The following is a 16,733-nucleotide window of genomic DNA, read 5'->3' as shown; positions in this document are numbered from 1 at the left end:
TAAGTGCGGTATTTTTACAGTACATTTACCATCAAATAATTCGTTTTCATGCGCTTAACCCTTCTTTTTCTACTGGGTACTTTCCTGATGGCTCAGCCTACACTTGCCCAAAAATCGGAACCGATTACGGTGGCTACGTACAACCTTCGCTACAACAATAAAAACGATGGGATCAATGCCTGGCCCAATCGAAAGGAAAATGTAAAGGCGCTCATTCGTTTCCACGAGTTCGAACTTTTCGGGACCCAGGAAGGGCTTCGGGATCAGTTAAACGATCTGGCCGAAATGTCCGAATTTGCTTTTATTGGGGCGGGTCGTGACGATGGAAAAGAAGCGGGCGAACATTCGGCCATTTTCTACAAAAAAGACCGCTTTAAAGTCCTTCAGTCGGGTAATTTCTGGCTGAGCGAAACCCCCGATAAACCCGGTAAAGGCTGGGATGCGACCTGCTGCAACCGCATCAGTTCCTGGGCGAAGTTCACCGACCTGAAAACAAAAAAAGCCTTCTACTTTTTCAATGTCCACTTCGATCATCAGGGTGTGGAAGCTCGTCGGCAATCGGGCAAGCTGATGGTCGCCAAGATCAAGGAAATCGCCAAGTCGGAACCGGTTATCCTCACCGGCGACTTCAATTCGACGCCCGAAACGGAGCAGATTCAAACCATCAAGACGCTGCTGAGCGACGCTCACGACGTGACGACTACACCCGCTTATGGTCCCGAAGGAACGTTCAATAGCTTCAAATTTGATGCACCGATGAACAATCGCATCGACTATATCTTTGTCAGCAAGCCATTTAGTGTACTCAAATACGGGGTACTGACCGACGCCAAAGAGCAACGGTATCCGTCGGATCACCAGCCCGTGATGGTAAAAGTTGTTATGAACTAATCGACAGCTATAGGTTGGAAAACAGAAAAGCGGTGGACATGTGTTCACCGCTTTTTCTGTAAATAAGCCACTTTACGCTTAAAAGATGCTCACATTATACGCCAGTGCATATCTGGTCAAGTAGGTTTTACCGTTAGAATTCTTGGTTGCTTCAATTTTGGTCACCATACCATCACTATTCAATTCATACGCATAGTCGTAATCCTCGAGAATGGTTAAGTGAGCTTGATCATAATAATGAAACGAGGTCATCAACTTGCTGGAGAACTTGCCAAAAATGGGCAGGAACGGGTCAATCTGATTGTACATAGTCGACCAGCTTGGATTTAACTGGTTCTTATCGGTTGCCCCAAGGAACTCATACGTCATTATCTCCTTCTTCCCATTTGTCAAAATATCGATCTGCTTTAGATTGCTGCTGGCGTCATACGCAAACGCATAGACCTGATTGTCCGGTCCATTGATGGTCTTCAACTGTCCTGCCGCAGTGTACAGATAATTGTACTCAAATTGATGGACATGATTCCCTTTGTTGTCGTATGTATTCACCAATGACTTCTTCGCGCGGCCATTTGCATCTAACAGAATCAGCGTTTTCTGCCATAGATAAGCACCAAAATGAAACTGAGCAGTCAGGCCCGAGCCGTTCGAAGCCCAGTTATAATCCCAGTAATAATCAGGGTTAAAAATCGACTGACGTTTGATAAGATGCCCGTCGGCATCATACGAAAGCTGCCAGTCGCCATGCTTTACCAGCGTGTACTTTTTGAAGGCAGCGATACCGTTGCTACCGGCTGTAGTGGGGGTTGAATTGTCGGGACGAGTCTGTGCAGAACCATTTCCGGGCTGAACTGAATCGAATAGGCTGTCTTTGTTACAAGACACTAAGCTCATTGACAGAGCGATACCCAATAGGGCGATTTTACTTTTTACGAATGTGTTCATTATTGTTGTTAGTAGTTGTTATTTGAATCGTCAGAGCGATTGAACAGCACAAAATTATTGGGGCACGCAGGAACAGAGCCAGCGCCAATGAATACTGAGTAGCTTTCGGCAAATAACTGTCGGGATAAACTGACTGGCAGGTAGTTGGACGAATTGCGGGGTTATAAAACAGAATGCGGTGCCGAGATCGCTCAGCACCGCATTCAATATGGTCAACTTTCTGTGCCCAGAGTTGTGCCACGGTTACTAACTATGGCACGGCTCTTAGTAAAATTCCTACGCTTATTTCTTCCCGAAATCTTTCAGATTCGTCAGGGCAATCACATTAATGATTTTCCAGTTTCCATTCATTTTTTCCAGTACACGCGTCTCTTTTGACGTCGTTTTCCCGTGACTGTCCAGCAGGGTCTGATCGTAGGTAACCAATGCCATATTCCCGTTCTGATGGATCGTATAATTGGCATTTTGTACCGTCACTTTGTCGGTAAGTTTAGAGCTTTTAAACTGACTGGCAAACTGTTTTTCCAGATTTGCCCAGCCTTTTACCAGCAGAAAATCGCCACCGTACAGATTCGCAGCAAAATTTACATAAGGCGTATGTGCCCAGGCACCTGCCCACTCCGCTTTGTTTCGTTTGAAAAATCCTTCCGTTTCGGAACGTAACACACGCTTAATCGCTTCGTCGTCGGCCTGGGCCAACCCACGAACAACGGTACTCAATAATAGAGTGGCTACTAAAATTGACGTTTTCATGACCGTAAGAGTGTTGATTTGCCGGTCAATGTAGCCAAGTAAATAAAAACAATCAAGTATTTTTTTGGACTATTTTACCATAAATAAATATAATTCAACACAGAGGCACAGAGTACACAGAGATACTGCTCGCCGAACGGTGGCATGGCTGATTCCATAGTTGATACCCAGACGCTTGTATCAGCCGTGCCACAGTTTAACATGCACTCTTTATTCAGAGATTAAAAACTACAGCTCTGTGTTCTCTGTGCCTTTGTGTTGAATCAAATCCAGTCGCCGGATGGATTGAACAACCGCGCGAACTGTATGGTAGTTGATCTTCCAGGAATGACTCATATGCGTCCAGATTGGAGTGCCCTGCCGGGTCATCAGGGGCCACCACTCCCCTACCGGACGATTTATCATCTTATCCAGCACAAATCGGTGGACGTTTTCATAGGCGTTCCAGTATTTCTCGTCGCCGAAAATTCGATAGGCATCCAGAAATCCGATCAACACTTCGGCCTGCTGCCAGAACTCCTTTTCCCGATCATACACCTGCCCACTGTGCGAGCCTTCCACAAAAACGCCCCCAAGTTCCCAGTCGACACCGTTATCAACCGCGTGCGAAAACGATTTCAGCAGTTGATCCTGATAGGTTTCATACGGGATTTCCAGTATATCCAGGGCATGAATCAGCAGCCAGGCGAACTCGGCGTTATGCCCATAGCTGGTATTATCTTCGGCCTCCCGCTTGATGCCATCTTCCGTAAACCGATCCCAACCCCAGATCACATCAAACTTGATTTGAGGAGCTACCCGCCAGTCGGCCCAGAATTGTGGAATACCGGTTCCATAAACCGGGTGCATGATCTTACTAACCAATAAGGTAATGACTTCCAGCAACTTCCGTCGATGAAGCGGCTGGCGAGTGCATTCATATAGTGTTGTAAAGGCCTCCATCAGGTGCATATGCGCATCGAGCGTTTTACGATCGCCACCAGCCGCACCCGGCCCTTTCAGTGTCCAGTCGCGTTCAAACATTTCGAAGTAGCCGCCATAGCAGGTATCGGCCGCGTATTTTTGCAGCAGATCGAACACCTTCTGGGCGTACTCGACACCACGAGGATCGCCCGTAGCCAGCGTGTATTCACTCAGGCAATAGATGGCGAAGCTCTGCCCATAAACAATCTTCTGATCGTTCAGGACCTCGCCCCGACGATTAGTCATCCAGTAAAACCCGCCATGCTCTTCATCCCACATCCGGCTTAACAGATAATCGACGCCGTGTCGAGCCATATCGGCCAGTTTGCCTTCACCATAGCCCGCCCGATGTGCCGATGCGTAGGTGTAAATAGAGCGAGTCTGGGCAATGAGTGATTTTTCGTCTTCGCCCGAGTCATTTCCGTTTTTATCAAACTGGGTGATAAATCCACCGTTCTCATTGTCGACGGTTCGGTTGATCCAGAAAGGCAATAACTCATTGGTCAGGTGATTGTGCATTTCCTGACGGCATTGCTGCACGACTTCGTTAGTCATTGGAATGGTATGTATGATACAAATCAAGAATTTCACGGAGGCTGGCGGTACCGGTCTGGCCTAGTTTCTGCACCGTAACAGCCGCTGCCAGATTGGCTAGATGGAGCGCCTGTATGGGCGTCGCTCCGGCCCCTATACACGCGGCCCAGGTAGCCACGACAGTGTCACCTGCCCCTACCGTATCGAGTTCGCCCTGCAAGGGTAAGCCTTCAACCGACTGCGCTCCTGAATCATCCAGATATAGAATACCTGCCTGCCCACGCGTGATCAGCAAGGCTCCGCTAATCTGTTCCCGCAAGCGTGTACCCTGCTCGATGCACCAGTGAATATCAGCCTGATCGGGCAGATCGACACCCAGAAAATAAGCCAGTTCGGCCGTATTTACTTTCAGCGTAGCGCCCCGCACCTGTTTCCCTACCGTACGCATATCGGCCACAAACCGAACCGTGGGGAAGCGCTCGATCAGGTCATTAAGTTGAGCTAGTCGCTGTTCAGTCAGCAGGGGTTTGGCAAATTGCTGATTGATAATCAGGACATCCAGATTGGGCAGAATACGTTCCAAACCTGCTATCACCTGATCGAACAAGCGTTCTTCCAGTTCATTGGCTGTACCAAAATCGATCCGATTGGCTTCCTGACCTTCCTGCATGGGCTTGGTATACAGACAGGTGTCCCAACCCTTCGAAACGACATGCAGTTGCTGCGTATCGACGCCCAGTCGGTGAAACAGATTCTGCATTTCGCGGCCATACAGATCATCGCCCACACAACCGATCGCATACCCCTGCGATATACCAAGGGCCGCCAGATTTTGTACCACATTGCCAGCGGCTCCCAGCGAGGCTCTGGGTTGACTGCCCCAGAATACATCCAGGCCTGTCTCGATCGACCGCTCTCCGGTTTGAGTTTGAAGGTTGAAATACAAATCGATGGCAAAGTCGCCGATAACGCCCACTTTTAGCGTGGAAAGCTGTTCAAAAATTGTCTGGATGTCGGTAGCGGTCATTCTGACTGGGAAGCATTCTGATTGAACACTAAACCCATAATAGTACGACGACTACTCACTTTGGGCTATTTAACCAGGAAGATTACTAGTAAAAATCAAGAAGAACCCGCTTCCTGAAACAGTAGGCTTTAGCCATTATTTTAGATTTGCAACCTGATCGTTCGTCAAAAAACTTTTCTCATGCCGGATTCTTCTCCACTCGATTTAGCCCCAATTACCCGTCATTTACGAGCGATGTTTGGCTCGCGATTATTGATTGCCGCCGTTCATCATCTACCTGTTTTTGAAGCGTTAGGGACCGGATCGCTGCCAATAGCTCAACTCAGTAGTCGACTCAATCTGGCCGAACGACCAGCCATGGTTCTGTTTCCGGCTCTTTGCGCGATGGATTTACTAGCCTTTGATCAGGCGGGGCAACTTTACGTAACCGAGTTAGGAAAGTATATCACTCAGGCAAACACACCTAATCTAACCGGCTATTTAGGTCTGGAAAAAGAGGATGCGGGTGTTGTAGAAATGGCCGCCCGACTTCGGAATGATGGACCGCTTGAGGCAACGGAAGGCATTTCATTTGTCAAAGACGATGACAGTCCATCGCCAATGGATGACCCCGAACTGGCTCGTTTTCTGACCCTTGGCCTGGCTGGTCGCGCCCGTCATCTGTCGCCCATTGTTGCCGCCAACCTAACCAAACGCGAAGGGCATCTGCTCGATGTTGCGGGTGGTACGGGCTTTTATACCTACGAGTGGTTATTGGCAAACCCAACCTCTACTGCGACCATACTAGACCGCCCGGCTGTGCTGGCGGTTGCGGCCGAACTGCTGGAAGAATTTACCCAGAGCGGTCGGCCCGGAGCGGCACAGGTCAACGAGCGAGTGACCTTTCTGCCGGGCGATATGCTGACCGATGCATTGCCGCAAACGGATATTCTGCTGGCGGCCAGCCTCTTCCACGACTGGCCCACACCGACCTGTCAGCTACTGGCCCAACGCTTTGCCGACGCACTTCGACCGGGTGGCGAGCTGTGGGTCCATGATGCCTTTCTGAACGATGCGCTGGACGGCCCGCTGGCCGTTACCGATTACTCTGCTCAATTATTCTGGAACACCAAAGGCCGCTGCTACAGCCGGGCCGAATACCGGAGCTGGTTTACACAAGCAGGTTTACATCCAACCCCTGACAACCTTCCTACGCAGATGGATTATGGACTGATCTGGGCGAAGAAATAAACGGTCATTGGTTGTTATGTATGGGCATTCGTAGTCATTTGTCGGCCATCCCCGTGTCTGAGAAGAAACAGACACCTTTGCGTCAGCAACAGCTCCATCCGGGAAGGTGTCTGTGAGGACACAGACACGGGAGCCAGAAGCCGGGCGTAGTAATGCATCCTTCTATGTCCAAGCTATTTTTGCCCAATAGGCAGTAAAGTTTCTGTCGCTTTCAGCTTTTCCACTCAACGAATTATTGATCCTTCTGATTAACTGATGAATCAGCCCCTTGCTAAATCCCGTTGGTACCGACTGTTGCCCATCGCTTTCATTACCTATAGCCTGGCTTATCTGGACCGAGCCAATTTCGGATTTGGGGCCGCGAGTGGTATGGCTACCGATCTGCACATTACCCCGGCCATGTCATCGTTGCTAGGGTCATTGTTTTTTCTGGGGTACTTTTTCTTTCAGGTGCCTGGAGCGGTTTATGCCGAAAAGAAAAGTGCGAAAAAGCTAATCTTCTGGTCGTTAATCCTTTGGGGTGGCCTTGCTGTAGCGACGGGTATTGTGAGCAATGTGAATCTGCTGATCGTTATTCGGTTTATGCTGGGCGTGGTCGAAAGTGCGGTGATGCCCTCCATGCTGCTTTTCCTGAGTCGATGGTTCACCAAGGCGGAGCGCTCGCAGGCTAATACGTTTTTAATTCTGGGCAATCCGGCCACCATTCTCTGGATGTCGATTCTGTCGGGCTATCTGATCAAATCCGTTGGCTGGCGCTGGATGTTCATTTTGGAAGGACTTCCGGCTGTTGTCTGGGCCTTTTTCTGGTGGAGATTAGTTGATGACAACCCTAAAGATGCCAACTGGCTCACCGAGGCCGAAAAAGAAGTCGTTGCTGAGCAACTCCGGCTAGAACAACAAGGAATAAAGCCGGTTAAAAATTACGGCGAAGCGTTTAAGTCCCGAATTGTCATTTTGCTGAGTCTTCAGTATGCCTTGTGGAGCATTGGGGTGTATGGCTTCGTGATGTGGTTACCCTCCATCATAAAGGCTGCCCCCAACATGAGCATTGTCGAAACGGGGTGGTTATCGTCGGTGCCGTATGTGCTGGCCATTATCGGCATGCTGAGTGCCTCCTATTATTCTGACAAGACCCTGAATCGAAAAGCGTTTGTCTGGCCGTTCCTCTTGCTGGGAGCCGTTGCCTTCTACGCATCATACCTGATTGGCGCCGATCAATTCTGGATCTCCTTTGTCCTGCTGATTATTGCGGGTGGGGCTATGTACGCTCCTTACGGGCCTTTCTTTGCCATTATCCCTGACCTGTTGCCCAAAAACGTAGCTGGCGGAGCGATGGCGCTGATCAATAGTTTTGGGGCATTAGGTTCATTTATTGGCGCTTATGTAGTAGGTTATCTCAATGGTGAAACGGGTGGTTTTGGCGCATCCTACATTTTCATGGCAGGTTCACTTTTTCTCTCCGCTATTATTACACTGGTAGCTGTTGACGCTCGTACGAAACAACGTAAACTCATACCCGAAAACATTAAAATTTCTTAAGCGCCCACGAATGTATTCAACTCCCGAACATACTCGTACCAACTTAAGACGTCATCTATACAGGAATTAGGCTGATTTTCATACGTATCCGTACACGTACGCTTATAACATGAAACATGATTCATAATCAATAAAATAAGCAGACTTTTACAACAGCCGCACCTTATACTGACATTCGGGACTATTTTTTTAGTCTATAACAAACAGTAGGTTTCCTATTTATTGACTTACTTTGAATAAAAAATTCACTAAACTTCTCTTTGTTGACCAAATTATGAAAAAGCTTTTTGCTCTATTTTTTCTAAGTGTAACGCTCCTTTGGGGATGTAAAAAAGATGATACGCCTGCCGCAAAAACGAAATCGGATCTGATCGCACGCAACTGGCAGTTTCAGACAGCAACGGTTACACTCGGTGCCATACCTGTAACGGCCTACACAAAAGGGGGCGGTGCGGGCAATCTGGTTGATTTTTCGACGTCGTATATGAATTTCAAATCCGATGGCTCGTTTTCGCAGGTGATCCTGCCTGGCACGACAACAACGGGTACCTGGAAATTTAATACGGGCGAAACAGCCTTTATTATTAACAGCTCTGGTGGGGCGGTCGATACCTGGACCATCGATAACCTGACCGAAACGAACCTAAACTTCAGCCGTCAGATTGCTGGTAACTCGACCGATCCAAGCGATCAGACCTGGCTGGCCCTGATCAAATCATACGGTTTTTCGACGGCTGGTGGTGCTAAAATTGAAGTAAAAGCGATTCCAAATCCTTAAATTAGAGATTTGCCGGAATAGAAAAGGGGTTGAGAACTGTTCTCAACCCTTTTTCTATTCCGGTTATTTTAGGCAATCAGGCTTTTATTTCGATCAACGCACCCGCTTTAATCTCCTCAACTACTGTTGGATCAAGTAAGGTAGACGTATCGCCCAGGTTCGAAACATCGCCTTCGGCAATCTTTCGTAGAATCCGACGCATGATTTTACCAGAACGAGTTTTCGGTAATCCACTGACAAACTGAATCTTATCGGGTTTGGCAATTGGGCCAATAATCCGGCTAACCGTCGCCAGAATATCCCGACGGATCAGATCGGCGCTATGATCGGGGTCGCTTTCAGCAATGACGTAGGCGTAGATACCCTGTCCTTTGATATCGTGCGGATAACCCACTACAGCACTCTCGACCACACCCGTGTGCATATTGATGGCATTTTCGACCTCAGCCGTACCAATCCGGTGGCCAGACACGTTTAGCACGTCATCGACCCGACCCGTGATGCGGTAATACCCATCTTCATCGCGGAGACAGCCGTCGCCGGTAAAGTATAAGCCCGGATACGTAGCAAAATAATTAGTGCGGCACCGCTCATGGTCGCCCCAGGTCGTTCGTAAAATACCCGGCCATGGGAATTTCATGCACAGGTTGCCGCTCACGCCATTGCCTTCGATTTCCTTGCCATTTTCGTCTACCAATATCGGTTGCACACCCGGCAACGGTAGCGTGGCATAGGTTGGTTTTGTTTTGGTAATACCCGCCAGTGGAGAGATCAGAATCCCGCCCGTTTCGGTCTGCCACCAGGTATCCACAATGGGGCATTTGCCTTTGCCAATGTGCTCATCGTACCAGTGCCAGGCTTCTTCGTTGATCGGCTCACCAACCGAGCCTAAAACCCGTAGTGAACTCAAGTCTTTACCTTCCAGTGGTTCCAATCCAAAACCCATCAGCGACCGAATGGCCGTTGGGGCAGTGTACAGGATATTAACGCGATGACGGTCGACAATATCCCAGAACCGTCCGGCATTGGGCCAGGTCGGTACGCCTTCGAACAGGAGCGACGTAGCCCCATTCAGCAGTGGCCCATAGACGATATAACTATGTCCGGTGATCCAGCCAATATCGGCGGTGCAGAAATGAATATCGCCGGGTTCATACTGAAACACATTCTGGAACGTATAGGCCGCAAAGACCATATAGCCCCCGCAGGTATGAACCACCCCTTTGGGCTTACCGGTTGAACCCGACGTGTACAGAATAAACAACGGGTCTTCAGCATCCATAACTTCAGCAGGGCAGTCGGAGGTAACCTGCTTCATTTCCTGCTCCCACCATACATCGCGGCCTTTCAGCATCGAAACGGCGGTGCGGGTGTGGGTCAAGACAATGACTCGTTTCACCGAAGGGCAACCAATAAGCGCATCATCGACTGTATCTTTCATCGGGATGGCTTTATTGCCCCGTAACGCACCATCCGAAGTGATCACCACCGAACACTGCGCATCGTTGATCCGGTCGGCAATGGACTGAGCTGAAAAACCGCCAAATACCACCGAATGAATGGCTCCGATGCGGGCACAGGCCAATACAGCAACGGCCAGTTCCGGCACCATCGGCATGTAGATACAAACCCGATCGCCTTTTTGTACACCGTTGCGTTTCAGTACGTTGGCAAAACGACAAACGTACTCGTGCAGCATTTTGTAGGTAAACGTAACGCTTGGCTCAGCGGGGTCGTTCGGTTCCCAGATGATGGCCGGATAGTTCGGTTTTTCGTGCACATGTCGGTCCAGGCAGTTCTCGGTGATGTTGAGTTTACCACCTAAAAACCATTTTATGTCGGGCTGCTGGAAATTCCATTGCAGTACTTTTTTCCAGGGCTTGCGCCATTGAAATTCCTGGGCAATTTCGGCCCAAAAGCTTTCCGGGTCTTCAACACTGTGTTGGTAAGCCGATTGATATTCGTCAAAGGTTCTGATACGCATGGGTACAAAAGGGTTTCTGATGGCTGGTCAATCAACGCTACGGATACCGTCCAGCCGAACTAAGTAAGGACAGGTAAAAGTAGGAAGATACAGCCAAAGGGTTGGAGTATTAAAAGTCAAAAATTGCTAAATTGCTATAGATTTGAGGGCTTTGATAGGATACGTCATAAACTTGATAGAATGCTTTGGAATCGGTCGCCATTACAAACCAGCAAATGCAAACGCATTGCCAATTCCACGCTCCGATAAACGATTCCTAATTTCATCCAGAATAGCCGGGTCATCAATCGTAGAAGGCATTGTGAACGGTTCGCCATCGGCAATCTGACGGATGGTTTTGCGTAGGATTTTGCCGGATCGGGTTTTGGGTAACCGCTTCACGACGGTAGCCTGACGGAAATAGGCAACGGCTCCGATCCTATCGCGAATCATGGCCACCAGTTCGGTCTCCAATGTACCTTCTTCGGTCGAAACCCCATCTTTCAGCACAACCAGGCCAATGGGTCGCTGCCCTCGTAGTTCATCGGCAATACCGACCACCGCACATTCGGCAACGGCAGGATGGCCACCCACAATCTCTTCCATTTCGCCGGTCGATAGCCGATGCCCAGCCACGTTGATCACATCATCCACACGGCCCATGATAAACACATACCCATCAGCATCGACATACCCACCATCACCCGTGAGGTAATAGCCCGGAAAACGGCTCATATACGACTGTCGGAAACGGGGTGTATCGTTCCAGAGCGTCGGCAGGCAACCGGGCGGCAGCGGCAGTTTCAGGCAAACGTATCCTTCTTCGTTGGGGCCAAGCTGCTGACCGTTTTCATCCAGAATCTGCAAATCGAAACCCGCTACCGGACGGGTCGATGATCCGGCCTTGACAGGAACCGGCTCAACTCCCATCTGATTAGCAACCATCGGCCATCCCGATTCGGTTTGCCACCAATGGTCGATGACCGGAACGCCTACCGTTTGCTCCAGCCAGTGCAGCGTGGGTGGGTCGCAGCGTTCACCCGCCACAAACAGGTATTTCAGGGATGATAAATCGTATTGCTGGCGGAGTAATCCTTCCGGGTCCTCTTTTTTGATGGCCCGAAACGCCGTTGGAGCCGTAAAAAAAGCCTTGACCCCATGTTGCTGAATAACCCGCCAGAACGTACCCGCGTCGGGTGTTCGAACGGGCTTGCCTTCGAACAGAATAGTGGTACAACCGTGCAGCAAAGGCCCGTAGACGATATAACTATGCCCTACAGCCCAGCCCAGGTCCGAAGCGGCCCAGAACGTATCGCCGGGTTGAACATCGTAAACGGCTCGCATGCTGTATTTGAGGGCCACCGCATGGCCACCATTATCCCGGATAATTCCTTTCGGCTTACCAGTCGTGCCGGACGTATAAAGAATATACAACGGGTCGGTTGCATTAACCGGAACAATACTGGCCTTGAGCGATTGTCGAACGGCAGTAATCCAGTCCAGATCGCGGCTGGGCGTTAATTCCGCTTCGAGCATTGGGCGTTGTAAAATCAGGCAATGGGTAGGCGCAAAAGAGGCCAGGCGCAGTGCTTCGTCCAGCAGAGGTTTGTAAGGAATAACTCGGTCGAACTCGATACCGCAGGAGGCCGACAAAACAACTTTCGGATGAGCATCATCGATACGTAACGCCAGTTCATGCGGGGCAAACCCACCAAATACAACCGAATGAATGGCACCTATGCGGGCGCAGGCCAGCATGGCAAACACCGCTTCGGGTACCATCGGCATATAAATGACCACAGTATCCCCTCGTTGCACCCCCAGCCGCTTCAGCGTACCGGCGAGTTGCGCAACTTCGTCACGGAGTTCGGTGTAGGTAAATTGGCGGATGGTACCCGTAACGGGCGAGTCATAAATTAGCGCGGTTTGATCGGCCCGACCGTTTTCGACATGGTAATCGACGGCGGCATAACAGGTGTTGAGTTTACCCCCGGCAAACCAGCGGGTCAGACCAGCCGAGTCGGTCGACAAAATGCGGCCCGGCTTGCGAAACCAGGGAATTTCACCGGCTTGCTCGGCCCAAAAGGCGGCTGGCTCATCCAGACTTCGCCGATATTCATCAGTATAGGAAAGCATCCGCGTTTCCATGGTCATTGGGGTTTAGTTTCTGACAGCTTCCCCATGTAACGCCATAACAAACAGACGTAGTTGGCCAGGGGTCAGGCTGACAGGAGTTGATTTACTTTGGCAACCAGGTCGCGGGTCGAAAAGGGTTTGGGAACATAGAGATCGGCTCCCGATTCGTATCCGCGTTGTATATCTGCTTCTTTTCCTTTGGCACTCAGAATAATGATTTTACTATGCTGAAACCCATCTGTGCTTTTTACGTACCGGCAAAGTTCGAGTCCGTCCATGTGTGGCATCATGATATCCAGCATCAGCAGATCGGGTTTGTGGTGTTGCAGTAACTCATACGCTTCGCCACCATCGCGGGCAATGAAAACCTTGTGCCCTTCTTTTTTCATCAAAAACTCCAGCGACAGCAGAATATTCGGCTCATCGTCGGCGATCAGTACATTAGCCATAACGCTCTATTTACGGTTCCCATCAGTAGTCAGGAACAGGGCGTTACTACGCTGACTGATACCGAAAACCGGAAGGGCTACCCTGTGGATAACGGCAATTGAAAGGTAAACACCGAACCGTGTCCGGGCTGGCTGTCTACATCGATACTACCGTTATGCAATTCTATGATTTTTTTCGTGATCGCCAATCCCAGTCCACTGCCTTTCGGTTTTCGGTGATCGCCCTGCACCTGGTAAAACTTCTCGAAAATGAGCGAATGAAGCGCCGGATCGATGCCCGCACCATTGTCGCAAACACTCACTTTACAAGTATCGCCTTCCACTACCAACCGAACAATAATCCGACCTTTTTCGGCTTCACAGAATTTGATGGCATTCGATAACAGGTTGATCAACACCTGCATGAGCCGGTCACGGTCGGCCACGACGGGCGTGGGCGGGCAATCGGCCAGAAACTGAACAGCCACGTATTTCTCCGAAGCCAGTTGGGCGGTGGCTTCAACGGCGTCTTTGATGACTTCGCGCAGGAGAAGGGGCTCCAGATGAAGCCGCATCCGGCCCGACTCGAACCGTTCCAGATCCAGTACCTGATTGATGAGCCGGGTAAGCCGTTCCGATTCTTTAATGACGGTTCCGAGAAATTGCTGCCGGGTGGCCGTATCTACATCGTCGTTGTCGTGCAGAATTTCGGTCAGGGCCCGGATGGAGGTAATCGGTGTACGAATCTCATGGGTGATGGTCGACAGAAACTCGTCTTTCTGCTGGTCCATCTGTTTCAGTCGCTCGTTGGTTTCGCTAAGCTGCTGGGTCAGTTGCTGCAGCTCGTTCGACTTCCGCTCCAGTTCCTTGTTGACGGTCATCAGTTCCTGCGAAGTTTTCAGGATTCGGATAATCTCATCAACCGTAATCGGGTCTTCTTTGGCAATAGACGACACCAGAATGCGGGCCGAAGCGGTACCAATGGCCCCGGCCAGCATTTTTTCGGTGAACGTTACCAGCCCCGGATCGGCATACGACTGACGATCAATCAGACGGTTGCGCCGGGCGAATCGTTCAAGGGTTTTCTGGCTTTGCTCGGGACCGAAAAACGTGATCAGCAGCTTGCGTAACGCATCGACGGAGACTTTCCCTTTCCAGATGGCGGTGTTTTCGGACGGGCGGTTGAACTGAAACACATCGACAAACAGAATGGCCTGATTGTGATCGAGTGCCGTTTGAGGTCGGTTGATGGAACCCCAGACATAACAGCCCACATTGAAAAACAGCGACCAGAATACCGAGTGGGCAATGGGTGTCAGGCTGTTCAGGCCAAACAGGGCTTGTGGCTTCAGAAAACTCAGTCCGAACGGGCCATCGGTCAGCAACGATTCGGGTAATAAAACCGGCACCAGCGTGGGAACAATCAGGGTGTAGAACCAGATAGTCGTACCGACAATAAGCCCCAGTCGTGCCCCGGCCTGAGCACCATTTTTCCAGCAGATGCCACCAATAATAGCCGGGCTAAACTGAGCTACTGCCGCGAAGGAAATCATACCCACCGAAACCAGCGAAAACCGGTCCGATACATCGCGGTAATACCCGTATGATATCAGCAGTAGAGTTAGGATGGCCAGCCGCCGGGTGTACATCACAAATCGACTCGATTGATTGCCCAGTTTCAGTTGCCAGGCCGGACGACTAACCAGCCAGGGCATCACCACGTTGTTGCTGATCATCACACTCAGGGCCGTCGTTTCCACAATAATCATGCTCGTAGCAGCCGACAACCCACCGATGTAAGCGAGCAGCGCCAGCCCTTTCTGACCTGTCATCAGGGGGAGCAAAAGAACGTAGCCATCCGCATCGAGACCCGTATTGCCAAACCACAATTTACCGCCAAACGCTACGGGCAATACAAACAGCGTAATCAAGAACAGGTAAAGCGGAAACAACCACATGGCTTTATTGAGGTGGCGCTCGTCCACATTTTCGACCACGGCTACCTGAAATTGACGGGGCAGAAACAAAATCGCCGGTATGGATAGCAGCGTGTACCAGAACCAGTCGGCCGACGAATGCCCCGGACCAAAGGTAAGGCTGGCCTGTAAGGCAGGTTGTTGACTGGCGCGTCCGAAAATATCGCCAGGCCCATCGAACAGCCCAAACGTAACGTATAACCCTACGGCCAGGAAGGCAATTAGCTTGACCAGCGACTCGAAGGCAATGGCCGTTACCAACCCTTCATGCCGTTCGGTGGCTTCCAGTTTGCGCGTACCAAACAAAATGGTGAATGCGCCCAGTAACAGCGTCATATAAAACGCCTGATCAGCGAGGAAGGACGGCTTGTGCGCTCCCAATGCCTGGCCCGACAGGAGGGCGAAACTAACGGCCGTGGCTTTTAACTGAATGGAGATGTAGGGGATGATTCCGACTACACAAATGATCGTCACCAAAATACCCAGCCCCCGGTTTTTCCCGTAGCGAGCCGAAATAAAGTCGGCAATACTGGTAATACGATGTACTTTACAGATACGAATGATCTTCCGAAGAACGATCCACCACAGTGGAGCCGCCAGCGTTGGTCCAATATAGACCGACAGAAAGTTGATGCCCTGCGTGGCCGCCTGCCCCACACTTCCGTAGAACGTCCAGGCTGTACAATATACCGCCAGCGAGAGCGCGTAAATGTAGGGATTGTTGAGCAGGCTCTGTTTCTGCCGGGCTACCAGTGTCCGTTCCCGACGTTCGGCCCAGAAAGCAATGCCGAACAGCAAGCCTAGATACAGCAGCGAGCAGACGACAATCGTAAGGCTATTCATCGGAATTGGACGAGTTGTCGGCCGAGCGTGAACGGTGTAATACCCAGGCAATCAGGGCAATCATACACGCCCAAACGCCCAGTACATACGCATACAGCATGGGTAATCCTGCTACCAGAACGGGCCGGTTGACAATGGAAATCACCGGCTCGTTGAACAGCAGCACAAACAGTAGGCTCAGAAAAAGAAGGCGGGCGCGTTTCACGGTGGGTAGGCAGGAAAGACTGATTCTGTAATTACTGGTATTCTTCCAATGTAACGAATGGTTGGCCGAATCCCCGTATCTGTGTCCTCACAGATACCCAGCCGGATGGTACCGTTGCTGACGCATAGGTGTCTGTGAGGACACAGACACAGGGATTTGACACAGACACGAAAATTTGGCTGATTTTCGGATTGGTAGCGTCGGGTAAATAGTTCGTCTCTAACCCCCCTCTCCTGTTTTAGGAGAGGGGCGGGGGTGAGGTTACGCTTCGTCGGCGTACTCGTTCTGGAGTGCGTAAACGCCGAAAACAGCCAGTCCGCCGACAATGATCGGCATCAGGACAAACAGGATAATGATACCGAAGACAAGGTCTTCCTGCTTGCCGGTAGCCAGCTTGGGCAGCCCAAACTGGAAAATGCCAAAATAACCGGCCAGCGCAGCTATCGCCAGCCATACAATACCCAGAATTCGTTTTATCGCGTTCATGATGATTATCGGTACGAGGATTTTGTAAATGATTTT

General features: G+C 50.4%; 14 protein-coding genes. 4 read left to right on the top strand and 10 right to left on the bottom strand.

Annotation, left to right across the window (positions count from 1 at the left end; translation table 11 throughout):
- Positions 1-48 precede the first annotated feature (48 nt).
- On the top strand, positions 49-891 hold the full coding sequence (locus tag ACYVFD_RS31780) for an endonuclease/exonuclease/phosphatase family protein (protein WP_461094645.1): 843 nt from the start codon (positions 49-51) through the stop codon (positions 889-891).
- 78 nt (positions 892-969) lie between these two features.
- Here ACYVFD_RS31780 and ACYVFD_RS31775 read toward each other — a convergent pair whose 3' ends face one another.
- The 4 genes from ACYVFD_RS31775 to ACYVFD_RS31760 all read right to left on the bottom strand — a co-directional run bounded on the left by ACYVFD_RS31775 (position 970) and on the right by ACYVFD_RS31760 (position 5,113).
- On the bottom strand, positions 970-1,836 hold the full coding sequence (locus ACYVFD_RS31775; RefSeq protein ID WP_461094644.1) for a hypothetical protein: 867 nt from the start codon (positions 1,834-1,836) through the stop codon (positions 970-972).
- A 282-nt stretch (positions 1,837-2,118) separates the two neighbouring features.
- Positions 2,119-2,589: a hypothetical protein gene (locus ACYVFD_RS31770; RefSeq protein ID WP_461094643.1), complete on the bottom strand. Its 471-nt coding sequence runs from the start codon at positions 2,587-2,589 to the stop codon at positions 2,119-2,121.
- 228 nt (positions 2,590-2,817) lie between these two features.
- Positions 2,818-4,107: an AGE family epimerase/isomerase gene (locus ACYVFD_RS31765; RefSeq protein ID WP_461094642.1), complete on the bottom strand. Its 1,290-nt coding sequence runs from the start codon at positions 4,105-4,107 to the stop codon at positions 2,818-2,820.
- A complete protein-coding gene (locus ACYVFD_RS31760) occupies positions 4,100-5,113 on the bottom strand; it encodes a bifunctional heptose 7-phosphate kinase/heptose 1-phosphate adenyltransferase (protein ID WP_461094641.1) in 1,014 nt (337 codons plus the stop codon). Before ACYVFD_RS31760 ends, ACYVFD_RS31765 begins: the two co-directional genes overlap by 8 nt.
- Positions 5,114-5,293: 180 nt before the next feature.
- Between ACYVFD_RS31760 and ACYVFD_RS31755 the strand changes: the two genes are divergently transcribed.
- The 3 genes from ACYVFD_RS31755 to ACYVFD_RS31745 all read left to right on the top strand — a co-directional run bounded on the left by ACYVFD_RS31755 (position 5,294) and on the right by ACYVFD_RS31745 (position 8,660).
- On the top strand, positions 5,294-6,343 hold the full coding sequence (locus ACYVFD_RS31755; protein WP_461094640.1) for a methyltransferase: 1,050 nt from the start codon (positions 5,294-5,296) through the stop codon (positions 6,341-6,343).
- A gap of 255 nt (positions 6,344-6,598) precedes the next feature.
- Positions 6,599-7,882, top strand: a complete 1,284-nt coding sequence (locus ACYVFD_RS31750) for an MFS transporter (protein WP_461094639.1) — start codon at positions 6,599-6,601, stop codon at positions 7,880-7,882.
- Positions 7,883-8,156: 274 nt separating this feature from the next.
- Positions 8,157-8,660: a hypothetical protein gene (locus ACYVFD_RS31745; RefSeq protein ID WP_461094638.1), complete on the top strand. Its 504-nt coding sequence runs from the start codon at positions 8,157-8,159 to the stop codon at positions 8,658-8,660.
- A gap of 76 nt (positions 8,661-8,736) precedes the next feature.
- Here ACYVFD_RS31745 and acs read toward each other — a convergent pair whose 3' ends face one another.
- The 6 genes from acs to ACYVFD_RS31715 form a co-directional block, all read right to left on the bottom strand.
- Entirely contained in the window at positions 8,737-10,644 is a 1,908-nt protein-coding gene (gene acs, locus ACYVFD_RS31740; RefSeq protein ID WP_461094637.1) for an acetate--CoA ligase, read from the bottom strand.
- 201 nt (positions 10,645-10,845) lie between these two features.
- Complete coding sequence (locus tag ACYVFD_RS31735; protein ID WP_461094636.1) at positions 10,846-12,771, bottom strand: propionyl-CoA synthetase; 1,926 nt, start codon at positions 12,769-12,771, stop codon at positions 10,846-10,848.
- Between the two features lie 71 nt (positions 12,772-12,842).
- Entirely contained in the window at positions 12,843-13,208 is a 366-nt protein-coding gene (locus tag ACYVFD_RS31730) for a response regulator transcription factor (RefSeq protein ID WP_461094635.1), read from the bottom strand.
- A gap of 77 nt (positions 13,209-13,285) precedes the next feature.
- The gene (locus ACYVFD_RS31725; protein WP_461094634.1) at positions 13,286-16,006 is read right to left on the bottom strand and encodes an ATP-binding protein; all 2,721 of its coding nucleotides are present in this window, start codon (positions 16,004-16,006) and stop codon (positions 13,286-13,288) included.
- On the bottom strand, positions 15,999-16,211 hold the full coding sequence (locus ACYVFD_RS31720; RefSeq protein WP_461094633.1) for a hypothetical protein: 213 nt from the start codon (positions 16,209-16,211) through the stop codon (positions 15,999-16,001). Before ACYVFD_RS31720 ends, ACYVFD_RS31725 begins: the two co-directional genes overlap by 8 nt.
- 261 nt (positions 16,212-16,472) lie before the next feature.
- The gene (locus tag ACYVFD_RS31715) at positions 16,473-16,697 is read right to left on the bottom strand and encodes a DUF6814 family protein (protein WP_293686718.1); all 225 of its coding nucleotides are present in this window, start codon (positions 16,695-16,697) and stop codon (positions 16,473-16,475) included.
- Positions 16,698-16,733: the final 36 nt, after the last annotated feature.

The sequence above is a fragment of the Spirosoma gilvum genome, from assembly GCF_054776815.1.
Note: the sequence above shows the minus strand (reverse complement) of the source record. Positions and strands in the feature narration are given on the sequence as shown.

Bases quoted from the DNA above. Each gene is read 5' to 3' on its own strand.
- ACYVFD_RS31780 (WP_461094645.1), top strand. From the start codon at position 49: ATGCGCTTAACCCTTCTTTTTCTACTGGGTACTTTCCTGATGGCTCAG.
- ACYVFD_RS31775 (WP_461094644.1), bottom strand. From the start codon at position 1,836: ATGAACACATTCGTAAAAAGTAAAATCGCCCTATTGGGTATCGCTCTG.
- ACYVFD_RS31770 (WP_461094643.1), bottom strand. From the start codon at position 2,589: ATGAAAACGTCAATTTTAGTAGCCACTCTATTATTGAGTACCGTTGTT.
- ACYVFD_RS31765 (WP_461094642.1), bottom strand. From the start codon at position 4,107: ATGACTAACGAAGTCGTGCAGCAATGCCGTCAGGAAATGCACAATCAC.
- ACYVFD_RS31760 (WP_461094641.1), bottom strand. From the start codon at position 5,113: ATGACCGCTACCGACATCCAGACAATTTTTGAACAGCTTTCCACGCTA.
- ACYVFD_RS31755 (WP_461094640.1), top strand. From the start codon at position 5,294: ATGCCGGATTCTTCTCCACTCGATTTAGCCCCAATTACCCGTCATTTA.
- ACYVFD_RS31750 (WP_461094639.1), top strand. From the start codon at position 6,599: ATGAATCAGCCCCTTGCTAAATCCCGTTGGTACCGACTGTTGCCCATC.
- ACYVFD_RS31745 (WP_461094638.1), top strand. From the start codon at position 8,157: ATGAAAAAGCTTTTTGCTCTATTTTTTCTAAGTGTAACGCTCCTTTGG.
- acs (WP_461094637.1), bottom strand. From the start codon at position 10,644: ATGCGTATCAGAACCTTTGACGAATATCAATCGGCTTACCAACACAGT.
- ACYVFD_RS31735 (WP_461094636.1), bottom strand. From the start codon at position 12,771: ATGGAAACGCGGATGCTTTCCTATACTGATGAATATCGGCGAAGTCTG.
- ACYVFD_RS31730 (WP_461094635.1), bottom strand. From the start codon at position 13,208: ATGGCTAATGTACTGATCGCCGACGATGAGCCGAATATTCTGCTGTCG.
- ACYVFD_RS31725 (WP_461094634.1), bottom strand. From the start codon at position 16,006: ATGAATAGCCTTACGATTGTCGTCTGCTCGCTGCTGTATCTAGGCTTG.
- ACYVFD_RS31715 (WP_293686718.1), bottom strand. From the start codon at position 16,697: ATGAACGCGATAAAACGAATTCTGGGTATTGTATGGCTGGCGATAGCT.